The sequence below is a fragment of the Pseudomonas sp. NPDC008258 genome (genome assembly GCF_042956345.1).
Taxonomy (GTDB): domain Bacteria; phylum Pseudomonadota; class Gammaproteobacteria; order Pseudomonadales; family Pseudomonadaceae; genus Aquipseudomonas.
The window spans coordinates 58,768-75,151 of the sequence record NZ_JBIBGE010000032.1; the positions used below are offsets into that span (position 1 = coordinate 58,768).

A 16,384-nucleotide genomic window follows, 5' to 3' on the forward strand; every position below is an offset into this window, starting at 1 on the left:
GATGCACAGGCATGGCGCACACTTGCTGGACGCCACGTCGGCGCGCTTCGCCCTCTGGGCACCCGATGCGCGCAGCGTGAGCGTGGAACTGGAGCAGCAGCCGGCCATCGCGCTGCTGCCGGATGAAGACGGCTGGTACACCGGCGTGGCACCGTGCCAGGCCGGTGACCGTTACCACTACCGGATCGACGGCGAACTGCGGGTGGCCGACCCGGCCTCGCGCTACCAGCCCGACGGCGTAAAGGGGCCGAGCCAGGTGGTGGGTGTGGCCGGTTACCCTTGGCAACACCCTTGGCAAGGCCGGCCCTGGCACGAAGCGGTGATCCAGGAGCTGCATGTTGGCTTGCTCGCTGGCTACGACGGCGTTGCCCGGCAGTTGCCGCGCCTGGCCGAACTGGGCATCAGTGCCATCGAGCTGATGCCGCTTGGTCAGTTCCCCGGCGAGCGCAACTGGGGCTATGACGGCGTGCTGCCGTACGCGCCACAAAATACCTACGGCAGCCCCGAACAGTTATGCGCCCTGGTCGACCAGGCCCACGGCCACGGGCTGATGGTGCTGGTGGACGTGGTGTACAACCACTTTGGCCCCGATGGCAACTTCCTGCACCAGTACGCCAGCCCGTTCTTCCGCGAAGACCGGCAGACGCCCTGGGGCGCGGCCATCGATTTTCGCCGCCCGCAGGTACGCGAGTACTTCATCCAGAACGCGCTCATGTGGCTGTGCGACTACCGCTGCGACGGCTTGCGCCTGGATGCCGTACACGCCATCGACCAGCCCGACTTTTTGCTCGAACTGGCGCAGCGTGTGCGTGCCGCCGTGGAACCGGGCCGGCAGATATGGCTGGTGCTGGAAAACGAACACAACCAGGCCGGCCTGCTGGAGCAAGGCTTCGATGCCCAATGGAACGACGACGGCCACAACGCCCTGCATGTGCTGCTGACCGGCGAAACCGAAGGCTACTACGCCGACTACCAGCAGCGCCCCATCGACCAGCTTGCACGTTGCCTGGCCGAAGGCTTCGTGTTCCAGGGCCAGGCCAACCGCCATGGCACGCCACGCGGTGAACCCAGCGGGCACCTGGCGCCCAGCGCCTTTGTGCTGTTCCTGCAGAACCACGACCAGGTCGGCAACCGCGCCCTGGGCGAACGCCTGACCCGCCTGTGCCCGCCGCCGGCCCTGCGTGCGGCCACCGGCCTGCTGTTGCTGGCACCGATGATCCCGCTGCTGTTCATGGGCGACGACGATGGCAGCTGCCGCCCGTTCCTGTTCTTCACCGACTTCCATGACCAGCTGGCCGACGCCGTCCGCGAAGGCCGGCGCGGCGAGTTTGCCCACTTCAATGCGTTTGCCGACCCCGAGCAACGCAAGCACATCCCGGACCCCAATGCCGAACAGACCTTCGAGGCATCACGCCCGCAAAACAAGGAAGTGATCGCCGGCTGGCATGGCTTGTACCAACAACTGCTCGACCTGCGCCACCGCCACATCATCCCGCACTTGCCCGGTAGCCGGGCACTGGGTGCCGACGTGCACGGCGACAAGGCGCTGACCGCACGCTGGCGCCTGGGCGATGGCAACACCCTGCGTATCGACCTGAACCTGGCCGACACCTCGCAGTCAATCGAGTTACCCCCAGCGTCAACCCGGCTGTTCGACAGCAGTGACACCCGGCACCCCGATAGCCAACTGGCCGCGTATAGCTGCGTGGTCAGCCTGCTTCCCCCTGACCAGGAGCGCCCATGAGCGAAACCGCCCTGCACCGCCTGGCCAGCCGCGTCGGCCTGAGCCGCGACTGGATTGATGCCAATGCCCGGCCGCAACGTGTCAGTGACGAGGTGCTGCGCAACATCCTCGCAAACCTGGGCCACCCTGCCGCCGATGACACCGCGATCGCCGCCAGCCTGCGGGCGGTGGAAGCCGCCGAAGATAGCGAACACCTGCCGCCGCTGCTGACCGCGGACCTGGGCCAGCCATTGCCGCTGGCGCGCTACTTCAGTGCAGCCAGCGTCGCGCACTGCACGCTTGAAGACCACGCCTCGCTTACCCTCAGCCTCGACAACCAGTCACGCCTGCCCGGTGAGTTGCCCATCGGCTACCACCAGGTGGAAATCGACAGCCGCCGCTTTACCTTGGCCGTGGCACCCCCACGCTGTCACAGCCTGGAAGACACGGTGCCACAACCGCCACCTCGCTGCTGGGGCCTGGCCGTGCAGTTGTACAGCCTGCGCCGCCCCGGCGACGGCGGCTACGGTGACTGCCTGGCCCTGGAGCAACTGGCCCGTTCGGCTGCCGAACGCGGCGCTGACGCCTTGGCCATCAGCCCGATCCACGCCCTGTCGGCCATCGACCAGGAACATTACAGCCCGTATTCCCCCTCCAGCCGGCTGTTGCTCAACACCCTGTATGCCAGCCCGGCTGCGCTGCTGGGGGAGCGGGAAGTGCGCATGGCCATCGAAGCCTGCGGCCTGGAGCAGCAACTGGAGGACATCGAGCAACGCTCACTGGTTGACTGGCCACGCGCCGCCAACGCCCGCCTGCGCCTGCTCGAAGCGCTGTACCAGGGGTTCAGCAAGGGCGACCACCCACTGCGCAGCGACTTCGACAGTTTCCGCCAGGCCGGTGGCCAGGCCCTGGAGCACCACTGCCGCTTCGAGGTACTGCAAGCGCAAGCCGTGGAGCATGGCCTGGGCGCCGACTGGCGCAACTGGCCCAAGGCCTGGCACGACCCTTACCACCCTGAAGTTGAAGCCTTTGCCAACGCCTACCCGGCCAAGGTCGAGTTCCATGCCTTTTGCCAGTGGCTGACCGAACGGGGCCTGCAACGTGCCCAGGAGGCCGCCCGCAGCAATGGCATGTCTGTCGGCCTGATCGCCGACCTGGCCGTGGGTGCCGACGGCGCCGGCAGCCAGGCCTGGAGCCGCCAGGATGAATTGCTGGCAGGCCTGAAGGTGGGCGCGCCGCCCGACATCCTCAACCGTGCCGGGCAGGACTGGGGCATCTGCGCGTTCTCGCCCGAAGGCCTCAAGCGCAACGGCTACCGCGCATTCATCGAAATGCTGCGCGCCAACCTCGCCCACGCCGGCGGCCTGCGCATCGACCATGTGATGGGCCTGCGCCGGCTGTGGCTGATCCCGCAAGGGGCAAAACCCAGCGAAGGCGCTTACCTCAACTACCCGCTGGACGACCTGCTGCGCCTGCTGGCGCTGGAGTCGGTGCGCCATCGGGCGATCATTCTCGGCGAAGACCTGGGCACCGTGCCTGATGGCCTGCGCGAAACCCTGGCCGGGAAGGCGGTGCTGGGCATGCGCGTGCTGCCCTTCGAGCAAACCCAGCCGGGCCAGTTCAAGCCGATTCTCGACTGGCCGGACAACGCCCTGGCTACCACCGGCACCCATGACCTGGCGCCATTGGCCGGCTGGCTGGAAAACCGCGACATCGACTGGAGCCACCGCTTGCAACTGATCGATGCCGCCACCGAGTTGCACTGGCGCCACGACCGCCAGAAAGAACACGATGGCCTGCGCCGAACCCTGGAGGCCAACTACGGCGAACTGAAGGACAACGATGCATTGATCGATGCCGCCATCCGCTACGTCGGCCATACCCGCGCACCGCTGGTGCTGGTGCCTTTGGAAGACCTGCTGGGCTGCGACGAACAGCCCAACCTGCCGGGTACTACTGCCGGCCACCCAAACTGGCGCCGGCGCTTTGCCCAGCCAGTGGGCGAACTGCTCGACGACGAGGACGCAGCGCGGCGCCTGGAGCTGCTGGCCCAGGCGCGCGAACAGGCCTGGGAGCGTGACCGATGAAGCCGCTGACCGCGACCCTGCGCCTGCAGTTTCACAGCGACTTCACCCTCGACCACGCCGTGCCGCTGGTGCCGTACTTCGCCCAGCTGGGCATCAGCCACGTGTACGCCTCCCCCATCCTCAAGGCCCGCGCCGGCTCGCGTCACGGCTATGACGTGGTCGACCCGACCTGCATCAACCCCGAGCTGGGCGGTGAAGCGGCACTGGAGCGGTTGGTCGCCGCCCTGCGCTTACACGGCATGGGGCTGATCCTCGACACGGTGTCCAACCACATGGCCGTGGGCGGTGCCGACAACCCTTGGTGGCAGAGCCTGCTGGCCTGGGGCCGGCGCAGCCCGTATGCAGCGTTCTTCGACATCCAGTGGCACTCCAGCGACCCGCTGCTGGCCGGGCAACTGTTGCTGCCGTTCCTGGGCAGCGACTATGGCGTGGCCTTGAAGAATGGCGAGATACCGCTGCAATTCGACAAACGCCACGGTCTGCTGCAAGTGGCTCATTACGAGCATCGGTTCCCGGTCTGCCCGGTCGACTATGGCTGGATCCTGGCGCTCAGCCCAGAACCGGCCCTGAAAACCCTGGCCGAACACTTCACCGCGTTGAACGAATCGGCTACCCCGCTGGCCGACGCGCTCGCGCTGCAAGCCGAGCTGGCGCGCCTGGTGCGTGAAGGTGCCGACCTCGACTCGGCCCTGCTGGCCTTCGATAGCCGCAGCGAAGCGGGCTTCAAGCGCCTGCACCTGCTGCTGGAGCGCCAGACCTACCGCCTGGCCTGCTGGCGCACCGCCGCCGACGATATCAACTGGCGGCGCTTCTTCGACATCAACGAGCTGGGTGGCTTGCGGGTGGAGCGCGCCGAGGTGTTCGAGGCCACTCACGCCAAATTGTTCGAGCTGGTGGAACGCGGCCTGGTGGATGGCCTGCGCATCGACCATATCGACGGCCTGGCCGACCCACGCGGCTACTGTCGCAAACTGCGACGACGGGTCGATGGGCTGTTGGCACGCAGGCCTTTGCCGGCTGCCCTGGAGCACTTCCCGATCTACGTGGAGAAAATCCTCGGCGCCAACGAGCACCTGCACCGCGACTGGCTCACCGACGGCACCACCGGTTACGAGTTCATGAACCAGGTTTCGCTGCTGCAACACGACCCGGCCGGTGAAGCGCCGTTGACCGAGCTGTGGGCCAACGTCACTGAACGACCGGACTTCCCCGAAGAAGTGCGCCAGGCCCGTCACCTGGTGCTCAATGCCAGCCTGGCCGGCGACTGCGAGTCGGTAGCCCAGGCCCTGTTGCAGGTGGCCCGCAACGACCTGATGACCCGCGACCTGACCTTGGGTGCGATCCGCCGCGCCTTGCAGGCACTGGTGGCGCATTACCCGGTGTACCGCACCTACTTCAACGCCTGCGGGCGCCCGGTAGAAGACGAACGGTTTTTCCAGCAAGCATTGGCCAACGCCCGGCAAGACCTCGGCGAAGCCGACTGGCCGCTGCTGGAGCAACTTGAACAGTGGCTGGGCGGGCACGCCTGGCGGCATCTGCCACCGGGCCGCGCCCGCAAGCAGTTGCGCCACGCCTGCGTGCGTTTCCAGCAGCTGACCGCGCCCAGCGCAGCCAAGGCCGTGGAAGACACCGCCTTCTACCGCAGCGCGCGGCTGCTGTCGCGTAATGATGTGGGCTTCGAAGCCGAGCGTTTCAGCGCCCCGCCCATGCATTTCCATAACGAAGCCCAGCGGCGCCTGCGCGACTTCCCCGACAACCTGCTGGCCACCGCCACCCATGACCACAAGCGCGGCGAAGACACCCGCGCACGCCTGGCCGTGCTTAGCGAGCGAGGCCCGTGGCTGGCCAGCCGGGTAGAACATTGGCGCGAGCTGGCCGAACCGCTGCGTGCGCAACTGGAAGATGGCCAAGCCCCCAGCCCCGGCGACGAACTGATGCTGCTGCAAACGCTGCTCGGCAGCTGGCCGCTGGACCTCGACCTGCACGATGGCAACGCCTTGCGCCAGTACGCGGAGCGCATCCGCCAGTGGCAGCAGAAGGCCCTGCGCGAGGCCAAGTTGCGCAGCAGCTGGAGCGCGCCGAACGAGGCCTACGAAAGCGCCTGCGCGCGCTACGTCGACGGCCTGTTGCTGGGCGACGAGAACCAGCAACTGCGCAAATCGGTGGCCGATGCCGCGCAACAGCTGGCCTGCCCTGGCGCCCTCAATGGCCTGGTGCAGGCCTTGCTACGCATGACCCCCCCCGGCGTACCCGACCTGTACCAGGGCAACGAGTACTGGGACTTCAGCCTGGTCGACCCGGACAACCGCCGCGCCGTGGACTACGCTTGCAGGCGTCGCACCCTGGACGATGCCACGCCCGTCGCCGAGCTGCTGGCGCACTGGCGCGACGGTCGCATCAAGCAAGCCTTGATCGCCCGGCTGCTGGACTGCCGCCAGGCCCATGCCGACCTGTTCCGCCGCGGCGCTTACCTGCCGCTGACGGTGCAAGGCCGGTATGCAGAACAAGTGATCGCCTTTGCCCGCCTGGGTGAAGGTGAACGCGCCATCATCGTCGCCCCGCGCCTGGCCAGTGGCCTGCTGGGCGGCGCTGCAACCCCGTTGATCCCGGCACAGAACTGGGACGACACCCGGCTGGTACTGCCGTTTGCCTTGTCGCCTGCCAACTCGACGGGACTTTTCCCCTGTGCGGCGGTCAGCCCTTCAAGGGAGCTGCTACTGAGCGCCATGCTGGCGGAGTTTCCGGTCAACGTGCTGATACAACAATCTTGAGCATCAGGAGCGTCATGATGAGTGTCGATGAAAAGCGTATTCGCGAATTTGCATACCAGATATGGGAGTCAGAGGGTAAGCCCGCCGGCGAGGAAGAGCGCCACTGGGACATGGCCCGCAAGCTGGCCGAGGCTGAGGCGTTGGCACCCAAGGCTGCGCCGCGCAAGCGGGCGCCGGCCAAGCCCAAGGCAGCAGCAGCGGCTGCTGAAAAACCCGCTGCCGTGAAAAAGCCCCGGGCGGTGAAAAAGCCTACTGCTGGTTAAACCTGCGCCGGCCTCTTCGCGGGCTTGCCCGCTCCCACAGGGACCGCACAGGTTATGAAATTTGTGCACTACCTGTGGGAGCGGGCAAGCCCGCGAAGAGGCCGGCGCAGGACTGCATCACTCCCTCCCTTCCACCACGGCCACCCGAGGATTGCCATGAGCCCCCGCACCCCAAAGAAAACCCGCTCAGTTGCCCCATCGCGCATCCGCGAAGGCCTGCCCTTCCCCCTTGGCGCCACCTGGGATGGCCTTGGGGTGAATTTTGCCCTGTTCTCGGCCAACGCCACCAAGGTCGAACTGTGCTTGTTCGACTCCACCGGCGAGCAGGAAATCGAACGCATCGAACTGCCCGAATACACCGATGAGATCTACCACGGCTACCTGCCTGACGCGCATCCCGGGCTGGTCTATGGCTACCGTGTATACGGCCCCTACGAACCGGAGAATGGCCACCGTTTCAACCCCAACAAACTGCTGATCGACCCCTATGCCAAGCAGCTGGTCGGCAGCCTGAAATGGTCCGAAGCCCTGTTCGGCTACACCATCGGCCACCCCGACGGCGACCTGTCGTTTGACGAACGCGACAGCGCGCCCTTCGTGCCCAAGTGCAAGGTGATCGACCCTGCCTTCACCTGGGGCCGCGACCAGCGTGTGCTGATCCCGTGGGAACGCACGATCATCTACGAGGCGCATACCCGTGGCATCAGCATGCGCCACCCGGCGGTACCGGAAAAGCTGCGTGGTACCTTCGCTGGCCTGGCCAATGACGAGCTGCTCAAGCACATCAAGGAACTGGGCGTTTCCAGCATCGAACTGCTGCCAATCCACGCCTTCGTCAACGACCAGCACCTGCTGGACAAAGGCTTGAACAACTACTGGGGCTACAACAGCATCGCCTTCTTCGCCCCCCACCCGCGCTACCTGGCCAGTGGCAAGATCGCCGAGTTCAAGGAGATGGTCGCGCACCTGCACGACGCCGGGCTGGAGGTGATCCTGGATGTGGTCTACAACCACACCGCCGAAGGCAACGAGCGCGGCCCCACCCTGTCGATGCGCGGCATCGACAACGCCTCGTACTACCGCCTGATGCCGGACGACAAGCGCTACTACATCAACGATTCCGGCACCGGCAACACCCTGGACCTGAGCCACCCCTGCGTGCTGCAACTGGTCACCGACTCGCTGCGCTACTGGGCCGGCGAAATGCACGTGGACGGCTTCCGCTTCGACCTGGCGACCATCCTTGGCCGCTACCACGACGGCTACAGCGAGCGCCACGGCTTTCTCGTCGCCTGCCGCCAGGACCCGATGCTGAGCCAGGTCAAGCTGATTGCCGAACCCTGGGACTGCGGGCCCGGGGGCTACCAGGTGGGCAACTTCGCCCCGGGTTGGGCCGAGTGGAACGACCGCTTCCGCGACACCGCACGCGCCTTCTGGAAAGGCGACGAAGGCCAGCTGGCCGACTTCGCCGCACGCATGACGGCATCAGGCGACATGTTCAACAACCGCGGACGCCGGCCTTACTCCTCGGTCAACTTCATCACCGCCCACGACGGCTTCACCCTGCGCGACCTGGTGTCTTACAACCACAAGCACAACGAAGACAACGACGAGAACAACCAGGACGGCACCGACAACAACCTGTCGTGGAACTGCGGCGCCGAGGGGCCCACCGACGACCCGGACATCAACGCCCTGCGTATGCGCCAGATGCGCAACTACTTTGCCACCCTGCTGCTGGCCCAGGGCACGCCGATGATCGTCGCTGGCGATGAATTCAGCCGCACCCAGCACGGCAACAACAATGCCTACTGCCAGGACAGCGAGATCGGTTGGATCAACTGGGATCTGGACCAGGACGGCAAAGACCTGCTGGCCTTCGTCAAGCGCCTGACCCGTTTGCGCCTGGCCTACCCGGTACTGCGCCGCTCGCGCTTTCTGGTGGGTGACTACAACGAAGCCATCGGGGTCAAGGATGTGACCTGGCTGGCGCCAGATGGCAACGAAATGAGCGTGGAGCAATGGGAAGACCCGCACGGGCGTTGCCTGGGCATGCTGATCGACGGCCGCGCGCAGGTCAGCGGCATTGCTCGGCCTGGGGCCGAGGCGACGGTATTGCTGATCGTCAACGCCCACCATGACATTGTGCCGTTCAAGCTGCCGGCCGTGCCTGAAGGCGAATACTGGAGCTGCCTGGTCGATACCGACCGGCCGGAGCTGCGCAAGGGGCAGCACCTGCCATTCGACAGCACGTTCGAGGTTAAAGGGCGCTCGATGCTGCTGATGGTGTTGCAGCACGAGGAAGACTGAGCCACCTGCCAGTGGCAGTGCGGGTTAAGTGCTAGCAATCATTCTTCATAGCCGGGGCGCGTCAAATAGCGAACCCGGCTATGCCCTCCCTGTTTGCTCAATAAATCAAAGGTTTGAGCCATGCCACGAAGCGTGAACAGATTCTTCACGCTTTCTTGACGCAAGCGCCGTCCTCTCCTTAGCTGAACATTATCTAGCAGTAAAGATCTCGCGCCGGGCCTCTAGCTCGCGCCTTTGTGCGCGCTTGCGAAGGCTGGCGTGCTGGTTTGGGTCGCCCACTGTTTTTGCCGTACAGCTCGTGACAACAGGCCAGGTCCTCGGGCTGTACCCCACAAAAACAAAGGAGATCCGCCATGAAATGCACCTCGAACCCCTTGCGCTTCGACAGCATTTTCTACGCGGTTTCCACGTCGCTGCTTCTGGCAACCCCGGTGGAAACGTTCGCGTACGAGCTGCAAGGTGACCCCACCTCGCCCGGTTTCTTGCAGCAGCCTGCGCTGGCGCAGATGTCGCTCGACCCGGTCAGCGCCAGTGGTATCAACATTGGCACGCTCAATGCCTTTTCGCAGAAGATGAGCGAGCGCCACGGGCAGGCGGCACCGGACCTGGTTGCCAGCCAGTGGGCACAGTTTTTCCCCACCACTTCGCGCAACGGCGCGCAGCCGCCAGAGCAGCTGGAGGCGCCCAGCCAGCAACTGATGATCGGCCCGGACCTGTTCGTGCGTGAAACTGCAGCGGGCAATGTGCACCGTGCGGGGATTTTCGTGGGGCACAACAACCTGCAGAGCAGCTTCAACGGCATGCGCCCGCTGCTGGGCGACAAGCAGCGCAATGCCGTGAACCTGAGCGGGGAAAGCCTGGGCGTCTACTGGAGCATGACCCATGAACAGGGCTGGCACCTGGACGCGGTGGCCATGGGCTCGCGCATCGATGTACTGGGCCGTGGCGAAAACGGCCAGCGCCTGGACGACAATGGCCATGCGATGACCTTCTCGGTGGAGGGCGGCTACCCGATCCGCCTCGGCGGCAACTGGGTGATCGAACCCCAGGCACAGTTGATCAACCAGCAGTTCTTCCCCGGCAACCAGGTGCAGGAAGAAACCTTGCAGGCCTTCGACAGCCAGCCGAGCTGGAGCGGCCGGGTGGGTGCGAAATTGTCCGGGCGCTATGAAGTGCGCGGCATGCCCATCGAACCCTATGTGCGGACCAACGTGTGGTACGACTTCAGCGATGCCGATGAGGTGAAGCTGGACCAGGTCGACAAGATCTCAAGTTCACGCTATTCGACCACGGTGGAATTGGGGTTGGGGCTGGTGGCGCGGGTGACGCCTTCGGTGGCCTTGTTTGTGAGTGCCGATTACAGCAGTGATGTGGATGACAATGATTTGAACGGGTTGATTGGCAGCCTTGGGGTGCGGATGCGGTGGTAGGCAGGCTCGGCCTCTTCGCGGGCACGCCCGCTCCCACAGGGACCGCACATGACCTGAACATTGCGCAATCTCTGTGGGAGCGGGCATGCCCGCGAAGAGGCCGGTACAGGCTGCCAATCAAGCCGGTTTCATTATCAGGACCCCAAGCGGCGGCAAGTTGAGCGCCAGCGACAATGGCTGCCCATGGCTGGCTACAGCCTCACTGGCCACCGCCCCCAGGTTGCCCACGTTCGACCCGGCATACAGCTCGGCATCACTGTTCAACAACTCCTGCCAACGCTCACCAAACGGCACGCCAATCCGATACCCCTCACGCGGCACCGGGGTAAAGTTGGCCACCACCAGCACCGGCTCGCCATTGCTGCCCCAGCGCAACCAGGCGTACACGCTGTTCTGCGCGTCGTCACCAATCAACCACTGGAAGCCCTGCGGCTGGCAGTCCTGCTCATGCAGTGCCGGTATGTCGCGGTACAGCCGGTTGAGGTCGCCGACCAGCCGCTGCACACCTTGGTGCTCAGGGTACTGCAACAGGTACCAGTCCAGTTCGCTGTCATGGTTCCACTCACGCCACTGGCCGAACTCGCAGCCCATGAACAACAGCTTCTTGCCCGGGTGCGCCCACATGAAGGTGAGGTAGGCACGCAGGTTGGCGAACTTCTGCCAGCGGTCGCCGGGCATCTTGTCGATCAGCGAACGCTTGCCGTGCACCACTTCATCGTGGGAGATGGGCAGGATGAAGTGCTCGGAATAGGCGTAGATCAGCCCGAAGCTCATCTCGTTGTGGTGGTGGGCGCGGTGCACCGGGTCGTTCTGGATGTAATGCAGGGTGTCGTGCATCCAGCCCATGTTCCACTTGTAGGCAAAGCCCAGCCCGCCCTGCTGGGTCGGCTGGCTTACACCCGGCCAGGCGGTGGACTCCTCGGCGATGATCAATGCACCCGGGGCCTCGTGAGCGGCCACGCCGTTGAGGTGGCGGATAAAGTCGATGGCTTCGAGGTTCTCGCGCCCGCCATGGCGGTTGGGTACCCATTCGCCGGCTTTGCGCGAATAGTCGCGGTACAGCATCGAAGCCACCGCATCGACCCGCAGGCCATCGATGTGGAAGTGCTTCAGCCAGTGCAAGGCCGAGGCCATCATGAAACCGCGTACTTCGTTGCGGCCAAGGTTATAGATAAGCGTGTTCCAGTCCTGGTGGTAGCCCTCCAGGGGGTTGTCGTATTCGTACAGGGCGGTGCCGTCGAAACGCGCCAGGCCGTGTTCGTCCGTGGGGAAATGCGCCGGCACCCAGTCGAGCAGCACACCAATGCCGCCCTGGTGGCAGGCATCGATGAAGGCGGCGAAATCCTCGGCACTGCCGTAGCGCGAGGTGGGCGCGAACATGGACAACGGCTGATAGCCCCAGGAGCCGCCAAACGGGTGCTCCATGATTGGCAGCAGTTCGATATGGGTAAAGCCGAGTTGCTGCACATAAGGCACCAGCCGTTCGGCCAGTTCGCGCCAGTTGTAATAGCGCCCGACTTCGCCCGCTTCATCCAGCTCGCAGCGCCATGAACCGGGGTGCAGTTCGTAGATCGACAGCGGTGCGTTGTAGGCATGGCGCTGCGCGCGTTGTGCCATCCAGTCGTGGTCCTGCCAATCGTGGCTGAGTGCATTGGCAACCTTGGACGCGGTGCTCGGCGGCAATTCGGTGGCGCGGGCCAGCGGGTCTGCCTTCAGCGGCAGAATCCCGCCCTTGCCCAACACCTCGAACTTGTAGGTTTCACCCACACCCAGGCGCGGCACGAACAGCTCCCACACCCCGGCACTGTGGCGCAGGCGCATGGGGTGGCGGCGGCCATCCCAGTTGTTGAAGTCACCCACCACCGACACCCGCCGGGCGTTGGGTGCCCACACCGAAAAGCACACGCCGGCAATGCCATCGACCTGGACCGGCTGGGCGCCAAAGCGCCCGGACAGGTCGCGATGGTTGCCTTCGGCGAACAGGTGCAGGTCCATATCACCCAGTTGCGGGCCGAAGCTGTAGGGGTCTTCGGTAACTTGCTCGCCACCCGCCCAGCCGACTTGCAGCAGATAAGCCTGTGCATCATCCAGGTGCGCGGTGAACAAGCCCGGTACACCCCCCTGCACCATTTCGGCCAGCACGCGCCCATCATGGCGCGCCAGCACCCGGGCACTCAGCGCATCGGGCAGGAAGGCGCGGATGAACACCCCGCCCGCCCCGTCGCCGTGAGGGCCTAGCACTGCAAAGGGATCGGCGTGCTCGGCGCGGGCCAGGGCATCCAGGTCCCGTTGCCGAAGGCCGCCGTTTTCACGCGTTGTAGCATTCATCTATGACTCTCCCCAGGTACTGATCAGTCCATGCAGGCCATGCAAAGGCACGGCCAGCCAGCTTGGACGGTTCTCGGCTTCGTATGTAATTTCGTAGGCGGCTTTTTCCAGGCAGAACAGTTCCAGTGCGGCGCGCTCGCCCTCGGCCTGTTGCCAGGCATGGGGCATGGCGGCGGTGGCCAGGCCATAGGCTTCGACGAAGGCGTGGCGCGACTGATGCAGGTACTGCCGGGCAACCCGCTGACGTGCCTGGCGCGCCGGGCCGGAAAGGTCGACCGCAGACGCGCTGCGCAGAATCATGGCAGCAGCATAGTCGAAGGATCGCAGCACGCCGCTCACATCCTTGTACGGGCTGTGTTTTGCCCGGCGTTCTTGCAGTGGCCGGGACGGTTCGCCTTCGAAATCGATCAGGTAGGCGTCACCCTGCACCACCAGCACCTGGCCCAGGTGAAGGTCGCCGTGCACGCGCATCAGCAGGCCGCCCTGGGCCTGCCCGGCGAGGTGACTGATGTGCTGGGCCAGGCCGTCGCGCTGTTGCTGCAAGTCGTCGACCAGGGCCTGGCTGTCACCGTCGAGGTTGTCGCGGTGCTGGGCCAGCAGATCGAGGGCATGGGTCAGTTCGGCGCTGATCTGCGTGGCCCAGCGCTGGCTGTCGTCGGCATCGCTGGGGCGCGGCCGGAACGCCTCATCGTCGGTAGGCGCCGCCAACAGCATGTGCATCTCGCCCAGGCGCTGGCCAAGCAAGGCGGCGAAACCGCTGAGTTCGGCCAGCGCATCGGTATGCACCTCGGCATCCTCGGCGGTGGCTTCCATCTGGTCGCGGATGGCCCGCTCCAGGGTGTTCTGGGTCCAGGCCCAGGCGTCGCCCTGGTTGTTCAGGTAGCCCTGGGCAATCATCAGCAGGTGTGGCGCGTGTTGTTCGTCCACCCGGCTGACCCAGGCCAGCAATGGCGAGATATTGGCAAAGCCGGCGGCGGTCAGGTAGGCGCTCATTTCAAGCTCGGGGTGGATGCCCGGGTTGACCCGGCGGATCAGCTTGAGCACCACCCGGTCGGCGATCACCACCGAGCTGTTGGACTGCTCGGCGCTGAGGTAGCGCACTGTGCTTTCATCATTGAGCGCAAGGGCTGCCAATTGCCCGGTGCTTTCGAAACGCAGTTCTCCTTCGCCGTTGCCGCATGGCAGGCGCATACCCTCCTGGCAGGCACGCAGCACTGCACGAATGAAGGGTTCCAGAACGAAGGCGTCGGTGATCAGGCCCACCTGATGGGCACGGCGCACCCGCGACAGGGCCAGTTGCTGCGGCAGCGCGGTGTTGATGTCTTCCTCGCGCAGCAGGCCGAACGGCAACTGGTAGCGGTTGGCCGTGCCATCGCTGAGCACTTCGATTTCGCTGAGCAGAACCGGTGTGGTGGCGGTGCCGAAGCGCACGCCGTAGCACAACCGAACGGCGTCGATCGGCCCCTCTTTGCCAGCGAACCAGCGCCGCTTAGGCAAGTACTGCGGCAGGATGCCGTTTGCCAGGGTATCGCTGGACGGTGCTTCCAGCAGTTCTTCCATGCGTTTGCGCAACACCAGCGTAGTCAATTCGGGTAACCCCTCGGTGGCCTGGACGTGCCAACTGGGCATGCGGTCGTGCGAAGCCAGCAGGAACCAGTAGAAGGCATAAGGTGGCAAGGTGAGCAGGAACGGCAACTGGCCAATTGGCGGGAAGGCGCTGCCGCCGAGCATCTCAACCGGTACTTTGTCGGCGTAGTGTGACAATTCCAGTTCTGCGGCCTGGGCAGCGCGGGAAACGTTGGCCACGCAGAGGATGACCTCGGTATTACCGTCGGCATCGGTGTACTCGCGGATGTAGGCGAGGATGCGCCGGTTGCTGGGTGTGAGGGTGCGCAGGCTGCCGCGGCCAAAGGCCTTCTGCTGCTTGCGCACCGCCAGCATGCGCCGGGTCCAGTTGAGCAGCGAGTGCGGGTCGTGGCTTTGGGCTTCGACGTTGACGGTCTGGAAGCCGTACAGCGGGTCCATGATCGGCGGCAGCACCAGGCGCTGCGGATCGGCGCGGGAAAAGCCGCCGTTGCGGTCCGGCGACCATTGCATGGGCGTGCGTACGCCGTCGCGGTCGCCCAGGTAGATGTTGTCGCCCATGCCCAGCTCGTCGCCGTAGTAGAGGGTTGGGGTGCCGGGCATCGACAGCAGCAGGCTGGTGAGCAGCTCGATACGCCGACGGTCACGCTGCAGCAGCGGCGCCAGGCGCCGGCGGATGCCTAGGTTGATGCGGGCGCGGCGGTCTTCGGCGTAGTAGTTCCACAGGTAGTCGCGTTCGCGGTCGGTGACCATTTCCAGGGTCAGCTCATCGTGGTTGCGCAAGAAGATCGCCCATTGGCAATTGGCCGGAATCTCCGGCGTCTGGCGCAGGATATCGGTGATCGGGAAGCGGTCCTCCATGGCCAGGGCCATGTACATGCGCGGCATCAGCGGGAAGTGGAAGGCCATGTGGCATTCATCGCCCTCGCCTTCGCCAAAATAGGGGCGGGTGTCTTCCGGCCACTGGTTGGCTTCGGCCAGCAGCATGCGGTCGGGGTAGTTGGCGTCGATTTCGGCGCGAATCGCCTTGAGCACCTCGTGGGTTTCGGCGAGGTTTTCGTTGTTGGTGCCGTCGCGTTCGATCAGGTAGGGGATGGCATCCAGGCGCAGGCCATCGACGCCCAGGTCGAGCCAGAAACGCATCACGTCGATCACCGCCTTGAGCACCTGCGGGTTGTCGAAGTTGAGGTCGGGCTGGTGCGAATAGAAGCGGTGCCAGAAGTACTGGCTGGCGACCGGGTCCCAGGTCCAGTTGGACTTTTCAGTGTCGAGGAAGATGATGCGCGTGCCGTCGTATTTCTGGTCGTCGTCCGACCACACGTAGAAGTCCCTTGCCTTGCTGCCACGCTTGGCATGGCGGGCGCGCTGGAACCACGGGTGCTGGTCGCTGGTGTGGTTGATGACCAGCTCGGTGATGACACGCAGGCCGCGCTTGTGAGCCTCGGCGATGAAGCGTCTGGCGTCGGCTAGGCTGCCGTAGTCGGCGTGCACGGCCTTGTATTCGGCGATGTCGTAGCCGTCGTCGCGCCGTGGCGAGGGGTAGAACGGCAGCAGCCACAGGGTGTTGACGCCCAGCTCGGCAATGTAGTCAAGCTTGCTTATCAAGCCGGCGAAGTCGCCGATGCCGTCGTTGTTCGAATCGAAGAACGACTTGATGTGCAGCTGGTAGATAACGGCGTCCTTGTACCACAGCGGGTCGTCGATGAAGGCTGCCGGGCGGGTACGCTTGGCCATGGGTGACTCCTTTCAGTTCCAGGTTGCTCTGGCCCAATGCACAAGCAACAGGCTTGACAGCATCCCTGTGGGAGCGGGCATGCCCGCGAAGCAGGCACCGAGGTGTATGGCACCGGCTTTGCCGGTGTTCGCGGGCGCGCCCGCTCCCACAGGT

9 protein-coding genes are annotated in these 16,384 nt (G+C 65.0%); 6 read left to right on the top strand and 3 right to left on the bottom strand.

All coding sequences use genetic code 11. The features are described from left to right. The first annotated feature begins 1 nt into the window (after nt 1). From treZ to glgX, 5 genes are all read left to right on the top strand, one after another. Nucleotides 2–1,744 carry a malto-oligosyltrehalose trehalohydrolase gene (gene treZ / locus ACFY9W_RS22965; protein ID WP_391135153.1) on the top strand — a complete coding sequence of 581 codons (1,743 nt, stop codon included), beginning with the start codon at nt 2–4 and terminating at the stop codon, nt 1,742–1,744. Further along, nucleotides 1,741–3,810 (top strand): 4-alpha-glucanotransferase, encoded by a 2,070-nt coding sequence (malQ, locus tag ACFY9W_RS22970; protein ID WP_391135156.1) that lies wholly within the window; start codon nt 1,741–1,743, stop codon nt 3,808–3,810. The genes treZ and malQ overlap by 4 nt, the downstream gene beginning before the upstream one ends. Next, on the top strand, nt 3,807–6,581 hold the full coding sequence (locus ACFY9W_RS22975) for a malto-oligosyltrehalose synthase (RefSeq protein ID WP_391135159.1): 2,775 nt from the start codon (nt 3,807–3,809) through the stop codon (nt 6,579–6,581). The genes malQ and ACFY9W_RS22975 overlap by 4 nt, the downstream gene beginning before the upstream one ends. Nucleotides 6,582–6,595: 14 nt before the next feature. Further along, complete coding sequence (locus ACFY9W_RS22980) at nt 6,596–6,844, top strand: DUF2934 domain-containing protein (protein WP_391135162.1); 249 nt, start codon at nt 6,596–6,598, stop codon at nt 6,842–6,844. A 156-nt stretch (nt 6,845–7,000) separates the two neighbouring features. Continuing rightward, nucleotides 7,001–9,154 carry a glycogen debranching protein GlgX gene (gene glgX, locus ACFY9W_RS22985; protein ID WP_391135165.1) on the top strand — a complete coding sequence of 718 codons (2,154 nt, stop codon included), beginning with the start codon at nt 7,001–7,003 and terminating at the stop codon, nt 9,152–9,154. 38 nt (nt 9,155–9,192) lie between these two features. Here glgX and ACFY9W_RS22990 read toward each other — a convergent pair whose 3' ends face one another. Further along, on the bottom strand, nt 9,193–9,318 hold the full coding sequence (locus ACFY9W_RS22990; protein WP_391135168.1) for a hypothetical protein: 126 nt from the start codon (nt 9,316–9,318) through the stop codon (nt 9,193–9,195). A 189-nt stretch (nt 9,319–9,507) separates the two neighbouring features. On the opposite strand from ACFY9W_RS22990, the gene ACFY9W_RS22995 reads away from it, so the two are divergent. After that, nucleotides 9,508–10,584 carry an autotransporter domain-containing protein gene (locus ACFY9W_RS22995; protein WP_391135171.1) on the top strand — a complete coding sequence of 359 codons (1,077 nt, stop codon included), beginning with the start codon at nt 9,508–9,510 and terminating at the stop codon, nt 10,582–10,584. Nucleotides 10,585–10,701: 117 nt separating this feature from the next. On the opposite strand, the gene glgB is transcribed toward ACFY9W_RS22995, so the two are convergent. Both glgB and treS read right to left on the bottom strand, forming a co-directional pair. Next, entirely contained in the window at nt 10,702–12,912 is a 2,211-nt protein-coding gene (glgB, locus tag ACFY9W_RS23000) for a 1,4-alpha-glucan branching protein GlgB (RefSeq protein WP_391135174.1), read from the bottom strand. Continuing rightward, the gene (gene treS, locus ACFY9W_RS23005; protein WP_391135177.1) at nt 12,913–16,230 is read right to left on the bottom strand and encodes a maltose alpha-D-glucosyltransferase; all 3,318 of its coding nucleotides are present in this window, start codon (nt 16,228–16,230) and stop codon (nt 12,913–12,915) included. It lies immediately after the preceding gene. Nucleotides 16,231–16,384: the final 154 nt, after the last annotated feature.